Source organism: Streptacidiphilus albus JL83 (genome assembly GCF_000744705.1).
Classification (GTDB): Bacteria; Actinomycetota; Actinomycetes; order Streptomycetales; family Streptomycetaceae; genus Streptacidiphilus; species Streptacidiphilus albus.
This window is the reverse complement of sequence record NZ_JQML01000001.1, coordinates 3,463,878-3,476,699: the sequence shown is the minus strand read 5'-3', so window position 1 is coordinate 3,476,699 and position 12,822 is coordinate 3,463,878. Positions and strand designations below refer to the sequence as shown.

Annotated in this window: 11 protein-coding genes and 1 pseudogene; 5 read left to right on the top strand and 7 right to left on the bottom strand. The window is 73.7% G+C overall.

Annotated elements, in window-relative coordinates:
• Positions 1–81: 81 nt before the first annotated feature.
• Positions 82–1,845 carry an acetyl/propionyl/methylcrotonyl-CoA carboxylase subunit alpha gene (locus BS75_RS14910; RefSeq protein WP_034088574.1) on the bottom strand — a complete coding sequence of 588 codons (1,764 nt, stop codon included), beginning with the start codon at positions 1,843–1,845 and terminating at the stop codon, positions 82–84.
• 185 nt (positions 1,846–2,030) lie between these two features.
• Here BS75_RS14910 and BS75_RS48150 point away from each other — a divergent pair, with 185 nt between their 5' ends.
• The gene (locus tag BS75_RS48150) at positions 2,031–2,495 is read left to right on the top strand and encodes a hypothetical protein (RefSeq protein ID WP_152646033.1); all 465 of its coding nucleotides are present in this window, start codon (positions 2,031–2,033) and stop codon (positions 2,493–2,495) included.
• Here the strand turns inward: BS75_RS48150 and BS75_RS14900 are convergent.
• From BS75_RS14900 to BS75_RS14885, 5 genes are all read right to left on the bottom strand, one after another.
• Positions 2,401–3,183 carry a hypothetical protein gene (locus BS75_RS14900; RefSeq protein WP_042439115.1) on the bottom strand — a complete coding sequence of 261 codons (783 nt, stop codon included), beginning with the start codon at positions 3,181–3,183 and terminating at the stop codon, positions 2,401–2,403. The genes BS75_RS48150 and BS75_RS14900 overlap by 95 nt on opposite strands.
• Before the next feature lie 109 nt (positions 3,184–3,292).
• Positions 3,293–3,892 carry a nucleoside triphosphate pyrophosphatase gene (locus tag BS75_RS14895; protein WP_034088572.1) on the bottom strand — a complete coding sequence of 200 codons (600 nt, stop codon included), beginning with the start codon at positions 3,890–3,892 and terminating at the stop codon, positions 3,293–3,295.
• Between the two features lie 59 nt (positions 3,893–3,951).
• Positions 3,952–4,077, bottom strand: a complete 126-nt coding sequence (gene mmpB, locus BS75_RS51465) for a morphogenic membrane protein MmpB (protein WP_267970512.1) — start codon at positions 4,075–4,077, stop codon at positions 3,952–3,954.
• 100 nt (positions 4,078–4,177) lie between these two features.
• Positions 4,178–4,387, bottom strand: coding sequence for an acyl-CoA carboxylase epsilon subunit (locus BS75_RS14890; RefSeq protein ID WP_034088571.1), 210 nt, complete (start codon positions 4,385–4,387; stop codon positions 4,178–4,180).
• A gap of 66 nt (positions 4,388–4,453) precedes the next feature.
• Positions 4,454–6,049 (bottom strand): acyl-CoA carboxylase subunit beta, encoded by a 1,596-nt coding sequence (locus BS75_RS14885; protein WP_034088570.1) that lies wholly within the window; start codon positions 6,047–6,049, stop codon positions 4,454–4,456.
• Positions 6,050–6,197: 148 nt separating this feature from the next.
• Here BS75_RS14885 and BS75_RS14880 point away from each other — a divergent pair, with 148 nt between their 5' ends.
• From BS75_RS14880 to BS75_RS14870, 3 genes and pseudogenes are all read left to right on the top strand, one after another.
• The gene (locus BS75_RS14880; RefSeq protein WP_034088569.1) at positions 6,198–7,058 is read left to right on the top strand and encodes a biotin--[acetyl-CoA-carboxylase] ligase; all 861 of its coding nucleotides are present in this window, start codon (positions 6,198–6,200) and stop codon (positions 7,056–7,058) included.
• A gap of 81 nt (positions 7,059–7,139) precedes the next feature.
• Positions 7,140–8,366, top strand: coding sequence for an adenylate/guanylate cyclase domain-containing protein (locus BS75_RS14875; protein ID WP_408022536.1), 1,227 nt, complete (start codon positions 7,140–7,142; stop codon positions 8,364–8,366).
• A gap of 244 nt (positions 8,367–8,610) precedes the next feature.
• Positions 8,611–9,726: pseudogene (locus tag BS75_RS14870) on the top strand (diguanylate cyclase domain-containing protein); the annotation flags it as partial.
• Positions 9,727–10,289: 563 nt separating this feature from the next.
• Here BS75_RS14870 and fdhD read toward each other — a convergent pair.
• Positions 10,290–11,117 (bottom strand): formate dehydrogenase accessory sulfurtransferase FdhD, encoded by an 828-nt coding sequence (gene fdhD / locus BS75_RS14865; RefSeq protein ID WP_034088568.1) that lies wholly within the window; start codon positions 11,115–11,117, stop codon positions 10,290–10,292.
• 99 nt (positions 11,118–11,216) lie between these two features.
• On the opposite strand from fdhD, the gene hutH reads away from it, so the two are divergent.
• Complete coding sequence (gene hutH / locus BS75_RS14860) at positions 11,217–12,800, top strand: histidine ammonia-lyase (protein WP_034088567.1); 1,584 nt, start codon at positions 11,217–11,219, stop codon at positions 12,798–12,800.
• Positions 12,801–12,822: the final 22 nt, after the last annotated feature.

Below are 12,822 nucleotides of genomic sequence, written 5' to 3'. Positions count from 1 at the left end.
CTTCCCGGCAGCCGAACGGCCCGGCAGCCGAAAGCGCCCCGTCCGCCGCCGTAGGGGCGGGGCCGGGGCGCTGTCGTACCGTCAGTCCTTGATCTCGCAGATCGCCGCGCCGCTGGTCACGGTCGCGCCGATGGAGGCGCTGAGGCCGACCACGGTGCCCGCCTTGTGGGCGTTGAGCGGCTGCTCCATCTTCATCGCCTCCAGGACGACGATCAGCTCGCCCTCGGCGACGGTCTGGCCCTCCTCGACCGCGACCTTGACGATGGTGCCCTGCATCGGCGAGGCCAGGGTGTCGCCGGAGGCCGCCGAACCCGACTTGCCGGTGACCGCGCGCCGCTTCGACTTGGCCGCCGCCGGACGCGCGGCCGAGGCGCCGAGCCCGGAGGGCAGTGAGACCTCGATCCGCTTGCCGCCGACCTCGACCACCACGGTCTCCCGGCCGTCGGGCTCCTCGCCGTCCGCGCCCGAGGGCTTGAACGGCGGGATGGTGTTGTCGAAGTCGGTCTCGATCCACCGGGTGTAGATGGTGAACGGCTCGTCGCTGCCGGTCAGTTCCGGGGCGAAGGCCGGGTCGGTGACGACCGCGCGGTGGAAGGTGAGCGCGGTGGCCATGCCGTCCACGGTGAACTCCGCCAGCGCCCGCGAGGCGCGCTGCAGCGCCTGCTGCCGGGTGGCGCCGGTGATGACCAGCTTGGCCAGCAGCGAGTCCCAGGCCGGGCCGATGACCGAGCCGGCCTCGACGCCGGAGTCCAGCCGGACACCCGGGCCCGAGGGCGGGGCGAACACGGTGACCGTGCCGGGGGCGGGCAGGAAGCCGCGTCCCGGGTCCTCGCCGTTGATCCGGAACTCGAAGGAGTGGCCGCGGACCTCGGGGTCGCCGTAGCCCAGCTCCTCGCCGTCGGCGATCCGGAACTGCTCGCGGACCAGGTCCAGCCCGGTGACCTCCTCGGTGACCGGGTGCTCGACCTGGAGCCGGGTGTTCACCTCCAGGAAGGAGATGGTGCCGTCGACGGCGACCAGGAACTCGCAGGTCCCGGCGCCGACATAGCCGGCCTCGCGGAGGATCGCCTTGGAGGCCGCGTACAGCTCGGCGTTCTGCGCCTCGGTGAGGAAGGGCGCGGGGGCCTCCTCCACCAGCTTCTGGTGGCGGCGCTGGAGCGAGCAGTCACGGGTGGAGACGACCACCACGTTGCCGTGGGAGTCGGCCAGGCACTGGGTCTCCACATGGCGCGGACGGTCCAGGTAACGCTCGACGAAGCACTCGCCGCGGCCGAACGCGGCGACGGCCTCACGGACCGCCGACTCGTACAGCTCCGGGATCTCCTCCAGCGTCCTGGCGACCTTCAGACCGCGACCGCCGCCGCCGAAGGCCGCCTTGATGGCGATCGGCAGGCCGTGCTCGCGGGCGAAGGCGACGACCTCGTCCGGTCCGGAGACCGGGTCGGGCGTGCCGGCCACCAGCGGCGCACCGGCCCGCTGGGCGATGTGCCGGGCGGCGACCTTGTCGCCGAGGTCGCGGATGGCCTGCGGCGGCGGGCCGATCCAGACCAGTCCGGCGTCGAGCACCGCTTGGGCGAACTCGGCGTTCTCGGAGAGGAATCCGTAGCCGGGGTGGACCGAGTCCGCGCCGGAGTCGGCCGCGGCCTTCAGTACCTTGCCGAAGTCGAGGTAGCTCGTGGCCGGGGTGTCGCCCCCCAGGGCGAAGGCCTCGTCGGCCGCGCGGACATGCAGCGCGTCCCGGTCCGGCTCGGCGTACACGGCGACGCTGGCAATACCGGCGTCCCGACAGGCCCGGGCGACGCGGACTGCGATCTCTCCGCGGTTGGCGATGAGCACCTTGCGCACAATGGCTCCCTTCTTGAACCGAGGATGAGTTTATGGACTCCGGAGGGCTGCTGCCGAGTCGGTCAGGGTGGTGAGCTTGCCCACACGGAGGGTGATTCCGTTCGTTCCACGGTACGCCGCACCGGTCGGACCCCACTCGTGCCCCGCCCCTTCCGCAACTGATTACCAATCAGTAAGGTCTACTCATGCGGAGGTGGACGGCGGGTGCGGCAGCGGTGCTGCTCGCGGTGGAGGGGCTGGTCCTCGCCCTGTTCGGGCTGGTCCTCGGGGACGCGGTGACGAGCCAGAACATGTCCTTCGGCGGGTTGGCGCCCAGGGCGATGGCCCTCGGGGCCTGGGTCGGACTCGGCCTGCTGGCGGCCCTCCTGCTACTGGTCGCGGGGGTCTGCGCACGCATGGCTGTACGCGACCGGTCGATGGGGCGACCCACAAGGATTCTGCTCATACTCTGTGCGGTGGTGCACGGGGTGCTGGCGGCGGTGCTGCTCGCCCTCTCCGGGGTGGTGCCCTTCCTGGAGCTGACGGTGGTCCTGGCGCTGCTGGTCCTGCTGCTGCTCATGCCACCCGCGAAGGGTTCTGACCCGGTGTCCGCGCCGCAGGTCCGCCGGGGGCCGCCGCCGGCTGGGGCGCTGCCGACGCCTGCGCCGTGACGTCGCCGACGAACTCCACCACGTCCGAGCCGTAGGCGTCCGCCTGCACCACCCGCAGCAGCAGGGCGAAGCTGCCGCTGGGACCGTGCGCCCGGATCAGCTCGCGGTGCCGCCGGGACAGCACCCGCACCCCGGCCAGGTTGGAGGTCGCGGTCTGCCCGCAGACCAGGAAGGTCGGCCGCTCGCCCTCGCCGCCGGTGATCCGGGCCAGCAGCACGTACTCGGACAGGCCCTTCTCCCTGGTGTAGGTGCGGTCGCCGATGATCAGCTGGTTGAGCCCGGCCTCCCACTCGGCCGTTGTGCTCACCCCGGGGAACTTCCAGCGCAGGTGGGCGGCGGTGCGCTCGTTGGCGGCGGGGCCGCCGATGCAGAACTCGGCCCGGCCGCCGACCCCCTGGCGGACCTCGCCGGCCGGAATGACCTCGGCCTCGGCGCCGCAGTCCCGGATCAGCGAGGCCAGCTCCATCATCGCGTAGACGTCACGCTGGGCTATCACCCGCTCCTCGACCGAGCTCTGGGCCTTGCGCGGCGCGACCACCAGGCACTCGCTGCCGCTGGGCATGCCGAAGAACTCCCGCTTGCGTTCCAGCCGGCGCCGGCGCAGGCCCGACTGCACCGCCCAGGCCAGCGCGGCGCTCAGCGCGCTGGAGACCACACCCAGAACGATGTTGAGCACATTGGCGTCCACCGCCCCCACCCCCACCTACCGCAACGGGCTACCCCGCTACACGGTAGCGGGGTAGCCCGACAGTGCGTCAGGTTGTTTCAGGTCCGCAGTCCTTCCGGGGCGCTGCCTTTCAGACCCACAGGTCGGTGATCCGGACGCCGAGCTCCGCCAGCAGGGTGCGCAGCAGCGGGAGCGACAGCCCGATGACGTTCCCCGGGTCGCCGTCGATCCCGTCGATGAACGGCGCGGAGCGGCCGTCCAGGGTGAACGCTCCGGCCACGTGCAGGGGTTCGCCGGAGGCCACGTACGCGGCGACCTCCTCGTCCGAGGGGGTGCCGAAGCGGACGGTGGTCGAGGCGGTCGCCGAGACCCGCTTGCCGGTCCGGCCGTCGACCACGCAGTGGCCGGTCCGCAGCACCCCGCTGCGCCCGCGCATCGACTGCCAGCGGCGCAGCGCCTCGTCGGCGTCGGCGGGCTTGCCCAGGGCCAGGCCGTCCAGCTCCAGCACCGAGTCGCAGCCGATCACCAGGGCGGGGGCGTCCAGGGTGGCGGCGACCGCGTCGGCCTTCGCCTCGGCCAGCAGCAGGGCTAGTTCGGCGGGGGCGGGCCCGTGGGCGCCCAGGGCCTCCTCGTCCACGCCGCTGACGACCACCCGGGGGTCGAGACCGGCCTGGCGCAGCAGTCCGAGGCGGGCGGGGGAGGCGGAGGCGAGCACCAGTGGCAAGGTCATGGCGTCCAGGTTAGGGGGCGCCGGTCAGGCCGTCACACTGCGTCAGGCCGTCACAATGCTCAGGCCATCACGATGATGAGCAGTACCACGGCGAAAACGGCCACGACCGCGCCCAGCCGCTGCAGGAGCGCCTGGATGCGGCGCTTCTCCTGCACGGTGTCGTCAACCGGGTCGGACCAGAGCATGTCTTCCAGCGTGCACCCGCGGGGGCGCGCCGCGCCTGAGTACGCGTACTCAAATCGGACGCCCCCGCAGGTGGCAGCGCAGGTTCGGTCGGAGCGCTGCTCAGCGCGCCCAGGCGGACGTACGCCAGGCGTGCGCGCCGGGGCGCGGCGGGGCGCCCAGGGTGCGGGCGCGGTCGGCCCAGACGGCCGGGCGGCTGTCCTCCTCGTCCCGGGCGGCAGCGGCGGCGGCCGCCCGGGCGGAGACCACCGCCAGGACGGCGGCCAGCTCCTCGGGGCTGGGCCGGCCGTGCAGGACCTTGATCGGTGCCATCTCTTCAGTCTCCTCAGCTCGGCTCGGCTCCGGCACCGCTGCGGCCGTCCCTGACCGCGGCGGGGGCTACAGCGGGATGTTGCCGTGCTTCTTCGGGGGCAGCACCTCGCGCTTGTTGCGCAGCGCGCGCAGGCCCTTGACGATGTGCTGGCGGGTCTCCGAGGGCAGCACCACCGCGTCCACGTAGCCGCGCTCGGCGGCGACGTAGGGGTTGAGCAGGGTGTCCTCGTAGTCGGCGATCAGCTCGGCGCGGCGGGTCTCCGGGTCCTCGGCCCCGCCCAGCTCGGCCCGGTGCAGGATGTTGACCGCGCCCTGGGCGCCCATGACCGCGATCTGCGCGGTCGGCCAGGCCAGGTTGAGGTCGGCGCCCAGGTGCTTGGAGCCCATGACGTCGTAGGCGCCGCCGTAGGCCTTGCGGGTGATCACGGTGATCAGCGGGACGGTGGCCTCGGCGTAGGCGAAGATCAGCTTGGCGCCCCGGCGGATGATGCCGTCCCACTCCTGGTCGGTCCCGGGCAGGAAGCCGGGCACGTCGACGAAGGTCAGCACCGGGATGTTGAAGGCGTCGCAGGTGCGGACGAAGCGCGCGGCCTTCTCGGACGCGTTGATGTCCAGGCAGCCGGCGAACTGCATCGGCTGGTTGGCGACGACGCCGACCGCGTGGCCCTCGACCCGGCCGAAGCCGGTGAGGATGTTCGGCGCGAACAGCGACTGGGTCTCCAGGAACTCGCCGTCGTCCACCACATGGGCGATGACCTTGTGCATGTCGTAGGGCTGGTTGGCGGAGTCCGGGACGATCACGTCCAGCTCCAGGTCCAGCTCGCCGGTGGTGAGGTCGGCCTCCTCCGGGTAGGCCGGGGGCTCCTCCAGGTTGTTGGAGGGCAGGTAGGAGAGGAGCGCCTTGACGTAGTCGATGGCCTCCTTCTCGTCCGAGGCCAGGTGGTGGGCCACCCCGGACTTGGAGTTGTGGGCGCGGGCGCCGCCCAGCTCCTCCATGCCGACGTCCTCGCCGGTGACGGTCTTGATCACGTCGGGGCCGGTGATGAACATGTGCGAGGTCCGGTCGGCCATCACCACGAAGTCGGTGATCGCCGGGGAGTAGACCGCGCCGCCGGCGCAGGGGCCCATGATCAGCGAGATCTGCGGGATGACGCCGGAGGCGAGGACGTTCCGGCGGAAGATCTCGCCGTAGAGGCCGAGCGAGGCCACGCCCTCCTGGATCCGGGCGCCGCCGGAGTCGTTGATCCCGATCATCGGACAGCCGGTCTTCAGGGCGAAGTCCATCACCTTGACGATCTTCTCGCCGAAGACCTCGCCGAGCGAGCCGCCGAAGACGGTGAAGTCCTGGGCGAACACCGCGACCTGACGACCGTCCACGGTGCCGTAGCCGGTGACCACGCCGTCGCCGTAGGGACGGGTGCGCTCCTGGCCGAAGTTGGTGGAGCGGTGGCGGGCGAACTCGTCGAACTCCACGAACGAGTCCTCGTCGAGCAGCAGGGCGACCCGCTCACGGGCCGTCAGCTTGCCCTTGGCGTGCTGCTTCTCCACCGCTCGCGCGGAGCCGGAGTGCACCGCCTCGTCGATCCGCCGCTTCAGCTCGGCGATCTTCCCTGCGGTGGTGTGGCTGGCCGCGCCCTCGTTGGCGTTCTCGGCTTGGGACATCCGGCGCGACTCCCGTCAGGAGGGGGTAGTGCTGTCCGGGGCGCACGCGGCTCCCGGCAGCACCAACGGGTGAGGTTTCTGCTCAGTAGCGTAGCCATGACGGCAGCATGGCGGATACGCCTAGTGACCGGCGTCATAGGGTGGGGTAGTGACTTCTCCATGGAGCGACCTGGACCGGCCGCCACTGCGCGCCACCGCCCTGCAACGAGCCCTGGTCGGTCCCGACCGGATGTGGACCTCGGTGCGGGTGGTGCGTGAGACCGGTTCGACCAACAGTGACCTGGTGGCGCAGGCCGCCGCCGGGGAGGCCGCCGCCGGCGCGGTGCTGGTGGCCGAGGAGCAGACGGCGGGGCGCGGCCGGCTGGACCGCAGTTGGAGCGCGCCGGCCCGCTCCGGGATCTTCCTGTCCATGCTGCTGCGACCGGGGGACCTGGGCGTGCCCCGGGAGCGCTGGAGCTGGCTGCCGCTGCTGACCGGGGTCGCCGCCGCGTCCGCGCTCAGCCGTACGGCCGAGGTGGGGGTCCGGCTCAAGTGGCCGAACGACCTGCTGGTGACCGTGGACGGGACGGAGCGCAAGCTCGGCGGCATCCTGGCCGAGCTGGCCGGCGACGCGGTGGTGGTCGGCATCGGACTCAATGTCAGCCTCCGGGCCGAGGAGCTGCCGGTTCCGACGGCCGGCTCGCTGCTGCTGGCCGGGGCGGGCGTCATCGACCGGGAGACGCTGCTGCGGGCGCTGCTGCGGACCTTCGCCGACCTCTACCAGGACTGGTGCTCGGTGGCCGGCCACTCCGAGGCCAGCGGGCTGCGCCCGGCCTACGCCGCCCAGTGCGCGACCATCGGTCGCCCGGTCCGGGTGGAACTGCCCGGCGGCCGGGAGCTGCTGGGCGAGGCGGTGGGCGTGGACGGGGACGGCAGGCTGGTGGTGCGGGCCGCCGACGGCGTCGAACAGGCCGTCGCCGCCGGCGACGTCGTGCACGTCCGACCAGGGGCGGAGCCCCTGCGAGGATGAATCCGTGCGAGGATTCGGGCGGCGGTGTGAGCAAGGACACAGCAGTCGTGGGCGGCAGGGCGTGGACGCGAGGGCGGACTGGTGAGCGACGAGGACCGGGCGGTGGAGCGGCAGGGGGCCGACACCGACGTGCCGTCGGCGGCGGACGCGGACGCGGCGCCGCCCGACGAAGGACCGTCCGACCCGGAGGCGGAGTCGGTCCCGATGCAGCTTGAGCGGCTGATCCTGGACTCCGGGCGCCGGTACACCCCGTTCCAGGCCGCCCGCAGTGCCGGGGTGTCGATGGAGCTGGCCTCCCGCTTCTGGCGGGCCATGGGCTTCGCCGACATCGGCCAGTCCCGGGCGCTGACCGACGCCGACGTGATCGCCCTGCGCCGGCTGGCCGGGATGGTCGAGGCCGGCCTGCTGAGCGAGGGCATGGCGGTCCAGGTGGCCCGGTCGACCGGGCAGACCACCGCCCGGCTCGCCGAGTGGCAGATCGACACCTTCATGGAGCACCTGACGGCGGCGGCCGAGCCCGGCCTGTCCCGCGCCGAGGTGGCCTACCCGCTGGTGGAGCTGCTGCTGCCGGAGCTGGAGCAGTTCCTGGTCTACGTCTGGCGGCGGCAGCTGGCGGCGGTGACCGGGCGGGTGGTGCAGGCCGCCGAGGACGTCGACATGCAGAGCGGCCGGCTCGCGGTGGGCTTCGCCGACCTGGTCGGCTTCACCCGGCTGTCGCGCCGGCTGGAGGACGAGGAACTGGGCGAGCTGGTCGAGAACTTCGAGATCACCTGCGCCGACATCGTCGCCGGGCGCGGCGGACGGCTGGTGAAGACCCTCGGCGACGAGATCCTCTATGTCGCCGACGACGCGGCCAAGGCGGCCGACATCGGACTGGCCCTGGTCGAGATCCTGGGCAAGGACGAGGCGATGCCCGCGCTGCGGGTCGGGATGGCCTTCGGCACGGTGACCACCCGGATGGGCGATGTCTTCGGGACCACGGTGAACCTGGCCAGTCGGCTGACCTCGATCGCCCCCAAGGACGCGGTGCTGGTCGACGGCGAGCTGGCGGCGGCCCTGGAGCGGGAGTCGGTGGTGGCCCCGGCGGGCGCGGGCGGGGCGCTCGGGCTGGCGCCCGGCGCGGCCGACGCGCTGGCCGCGGTCGCAGCCGTGGGCCTGGACCCGGAGGACCGCCCGGTCGAGGTGGACGAGAGCGAGCAGTCCTACCGCTTCCAGCTGCAGCCGATGTGGCGGCGGCCGGTGCGCGGTCTCGGCCTGGTGGAGCCCTGGCTGCTGAGCCGGGTGTCGGATGCGGCCGAAGGACTGTAGCTGCCCGGGCGGCCGCCGGGGCGACCGCGACGGTTTGCCTGGTTTGTCCCTAGGCTGAAGATCCGCACGTCCACGCGTGCGCACCGTTCGGCGGAGAGGCGGCAGGGGCGTGCAGGTCAGCGGCGAGCAGCCCCCGGCGGCCCCGGCGGGCGTCCCGGCAGTCCCGGCGGCAGTCCCGGCGGCGGCACCGGCGGCGGTCGACTCCGACGCCCGGCTGCGGGCCGTGGTCGGGCTGGCGCAGGTGATGTCCGCCGCCGATTCGCGGATCGGCGCCCTGCAAGCCGCCGCCCGGCGCGCCCGGGAGGTGCTGGACGCCGACTTCGCGGCGGTCTCGGTCTGGGAGCGGGAGAGCGGGCAGCTGCGGGTCCTGGTCAACAACGGGCTGCTCGCGCCCGGCGAGGTGGAGCTGCCGGAGGACGAGACCTACCCGGTGGCCGACTTCCCGGAGATCGCCCTCTTCCTGGAGCAGCGGGGCCTCGGCGAGCCCTGGTCGGACGCGGACGGCCTGCCCCGGGCCTGGCGGCAGACGGCCGACGAGGACGCCCCCGGCGACGGCCCGGCCTGCCGGGCCCGCGCGGCCTCGCTGCGCCGCCGCGGACGCGGCTGCTGCCTGGTCGCGCCGATCCTGCTGCGCGGCCGGGCCTGGGGCGAGCTCTACCTCTCCCGGGGGCTGGACCGCCCGGTCTTCACCGACGAGGACGCGGCCTTCGCCACCGTCCTGGCCGCGCAGATCTCGGCCGGGCTGGCCCAGAGCCAGGAGCTGGAGGAGGTGCGCCGGCTGGCCTTCACCGACTCGCTCACCGGGCTGGCCAACCGGCGCGCGGTGGACGCCCGGCTGGACGCCGCGCTGGAGGCGCACCACCGCGACGGCACCGTGGTCTCGCTGGTGGTCTGCGACGTCAACGGGCTGAAGCGGGTCAACGACGAGCTGGGCCACGAGGTCGGCGACCGGCTGCTGGAGCGGTTCGCCAACCAGCTCTCGCTGTGCGGCGCGCTGCTGCCGGGCAGCGTGGCCGGCCGGCTCGGCGGCGACGAGTTCTGCCTGGTCGCGGCGGGCCCCACGGCGGACGAGGTGGTCCGGGTCGCGGAGGAGCTGTGCGCCCAGGCGCTCACCCTGGAGCAGGGCGAGGGGGTGGCCTGCGGGGTCGCCTCGACCGGTGACCGGATCGGTCCGGTCACCACGGCCGACCGGCTGTTCCGGCTGGCCGACGCCGCTCAGTACCGGGCCAAGGCCGGGCAGGCCGCGCACCCGGTGGTGGCCGGGCGCGGGGTCGCCCCGGACGCCACCGTGCGGCTGGTGGAGAACGGCACGCCGCAGCCGGGCCGGCGGACCGAGCGGCGGCGCTTCCGCGGCGCCCGGCACAGCGCCGACCCCGGGCAGCTGCTGGCCGCCGTGGTCGGCGCGCTGGACGAGGAGCAGCCCAACCGCCGGGTCCACCCGGCCGACACCGTCGGCCGGCTGGAGCTGGTCGCCGAGACCGCGGCGGCGATGCTGGACGCGGTGGCCTGGTGGATCTCCTACCTGCCGCCCGGCTCGGACCGGATGCGCACCGCCCACTACGGGGTGCGCCGGATGACCAGGGGGCCCAGTTCGGTCCGGGCGCAGGCGCAGCGGGCGGTGAACGAGGCCCCGGACGCCGTCTTCGACCTCCGCTCCTACCCGCTGACGGCCCGGGCGGTGCGCGGCAGCGCCTTCACCCTCCGCTCCGGGATGCCGGGCAACGACCCGGCGGAGGAGGCGGTGCTGCTGGTCGGCGGCTACCGGGCGATGATCGCGGCGGGCGGCAGCAACCCGGCCGGCGGCTGGCTGCTGGAGCTGTTCGCGGACGAGTCCACGCTGGCGCTCTCGGCACTGGGCCCGACCCTGCGCGCGGCGGTCGCGGTCGCCCTCTCCGGCCCCGCCTCGCCGCCCTGAGCCGCGGCTCAGGGCGCCTCGGTGATCCGCTCGGCGCCGGTGTAGACGTTGCCGCTGCGGTTGCGCAGGAACCCGACCAGGGTGAGCCCGAGCTCCTCGGCGAGGTCCACGGCCAGCGAGGAGGGCGCGGAGACGGCGGCCAGCAGCGGCAGACCGGCCATCGCGGCCTTCTGGGTGAGCTCGAACGAGGCCCGGCCGCTGACCATCAGCACATGGCCGGTGAGCGGCAGCAGGTTCTCCCGCAGCGCCCAGCCGACGACCTTGTCGACGGCGTTGTGCCGGCCCACGTCCTCGCGCAGGCAGAGCAGTTCGCCCTCGGAGGTGAAGAGCCCGGCGGCGTGCAGGCCGCCGGTGGAGTCGAAGACCCGCTGGGCGGCCCGGAGCGTGTCCGGCAGCCCGTAGAGGACGTCCGGGGTGATCCGCAGCGGGTCGGCGGCGAGGTCGTGCGGGACCCGGACCCGGATCGACTCGATCGTCTCCCGGCCGCAGATGCCGCAGGCGCTGGAGGTCAGCAGGTTGCGGTGGAGCGAGACCGGGGCGGCGGCGCGGTCGCGCAGCGCGGCGTCGATCACGTTGTACGTGTTCACGCCCTCGTCGGTGGCGCCCGCGCAGTAGCGCAGGGCGGTCAGCTCCTCCGCTCCGGCGACCAGGCCCTCGGCCACCAGGAAGCCGGCCACCAGGTCGAAGTCGTGCCCGGGGGTGCGCATGCTGACGGTCAGTGCGGAGCCGTTGATCCGGATCTCCAGCGGCTCCTCGGCCGCGAGGCTGTCCGGGCGGACGCTGCGCTCCTGCCCCTGGAGACGGACGGTGCGGCGGCGTTCGGTGACCCGGGCCATGGGGGAGACTCCCTGCTGAGCGGCGTGCGGGCGGGGTGCAGTCCATCGTATCCACCAGGCCGGTTGTCATAGAGCCATTCATTTGTTCTCATTACGCATATGGATATGCACAGCGTGGTGGATGAGAACGTGGTCGGCGGGACCGTCGTCGTCGGCAAGGCCAATGTCGCCCCGGCGGATGTGATCGCGGTTGCGCGCGGCAACGCCCGGATCGAGCTCTCCGAGGACGCCCTCGCCGAGATGGCGGGTTCCCGGGCTCGGATCGACGCGCTCGCCGCCGAGCCGCGCCCGGTCTACGGCGTCTCGACCGGCTTCGGCGCGCTCGCGGTGCGCCACATCGACCGCCCGCTGCGGGCCCAGCTCCAGCGCTCGCTGGTCCGCTCGCACGCCGCCGGGATGGGCCCGCAGGTCGAGCGCGAGGTCACCCGGGCACTGATGTTCCTCCGGCTGAAGACCCTCGCCTCCGGCCGCACCGGCGTCCGCCCGGTCGTCGCCGAGACCATGGCCGCGATCCTGAACGCGCAGATCACCCCGGTCGTGCACGAGTTCGGCTCGCTGGGCTGCTCGGGCGACCTGGCGCCGCTGTCGCACTGCGCGCTCACCCTGATGGGCGAGGGCGTCGCCTACGGCCCGGACGGCGCGGTCCGCCCGGCCGGCGAACTGCTCGCCGAGGCCGGGATCGCCCCGGTCGAACTGGCCGAGAAGGAGGGCCTGGCCCTCATCAACGGCACCGACGGCATGCTCGGCATGCTGGTCATGGCCATCGCCGACCTCTCCCGGCTGTTCACCACGGCCGACATCACCGCCGCCATGTCGCTGGAGGCCCTGCTCGGCACCGAGAAGGTGCTCCAGCCCGAGCTGCACGCCATCCGCCCGCACCCGGGCCAGGCCGCCAGCGCCGGCAACATGCTCGCCGTGCTCCAGGGCTCCGGGCTGACCGGCCACCACCAGGACGACGCGCCGCGGGTCCAGGACGCCTACTCGATCCGCTGCGCCCCGCAGGTGGCCGGCGCCGGCCGGGACACTCTCTCGCACGCCCAGCTGGTCGCCGACCGCGAGCTGGCCGCCGCCGTCGACAACCCGGTGGTGCTGCCCGACGGCCGGGTCGAGTCCAACGGCAACTTCCACGGCGCGCCGGTCGGCTACGTGCTCGACTTCCTCGCCATCGCCGCCGCCGACCTCGGCTCCATCGCCGAGCGCCGCACCGACCGGCTGCTCGACAAGAACCGCTCGCACGGCCTGCCGCCGTTCCTGGCCGACGACCCGGGCCTGGACTCCGGCCTGATGATCGCCCAGTACACCCAGGCCGCGCTGGTCAGCGAGAACAAGCGGCTCGCGGTCCCGGCCTCGGTGGACTCGATCCCCTCCTCGGCGATGCAGGAGGACCACGTCTCCATGGGCTGGTCCGCCGCCCGCAAGCTGCGCGCCGCCGTGGACAACCTGGCCCGGATCCTGGCCGTCGAGCTGACCGCCTCCGCCCGGGCGCTGGACATCCGGGTCGCGGCCGGCAACGGTCCGCTCGCGCCGGCGACCGCCGCCGCCGTCGCCGCGGCCCGCGCGGCCGGGGTCGCCGGACCGGGCACCGACCGCTTCCTCGCCCCCGACCTGGACGCGGCGGCGGAGTTCGTCGCCTCCGGCGGCCTGGTCGCGGCCGTCGAGACGGTCACCGGCCCGCTGGCCTGAGCACCGTGACGGCGCCGGGACG

Bases quoted from the DNA above. Each gene is read 5' to 3' on its own strand.
- BS75_RS48150 (WP_152646033.1), top strand. From the start codon at position 2,031: ATGCGGAGGTGGACGGCGGGTGCGGCAGCGGTGCTGCTCGCGGTGGAG.
- BS75_RS14895 (WP_034088572.1), bottom strand. From the start codon at position 3,892: ATGACCTTGCCACTGGTGCTCGCCTCCGCCTCCCCCGCCCGCCTCGGA.
- mmpB (WP_267970512.1), bottom strand. From the start codon at position 4,077: ATGCTCTGGTCCGACCCGGTTGACGACACCGTGCAGGAGAAGCGCCGC.
- BS75_RS14890 (WP_034088571.1), bottom strand. From the start codon at position 4,387: ATGGCACCGATCAAGGTCCTGCACGGCCGGCCCAGCCCCGAGGAGCTG.
- BS75_RS14885 (WP_034088570.1), bottom strand. From the start codon at position 6,049: ATGTCCCAAGCCGAGAACGCCAACGAGGGCGCGGCCAGCCACACCACC.
- fdhD (WP_034088568.1), bottom strand. From the start codon at position 11,117: ATGGCCCGGGTCACCGAACGCCGCCGCACCGTCCGTCTCCAGGGGCAG.
- hutH (WP_034088567.1), top strand. From the start codon at position 11,217: ATGGATATGCACAGCGTGGTGGATGAGAACGTGGTCGGCGGGACCGTC.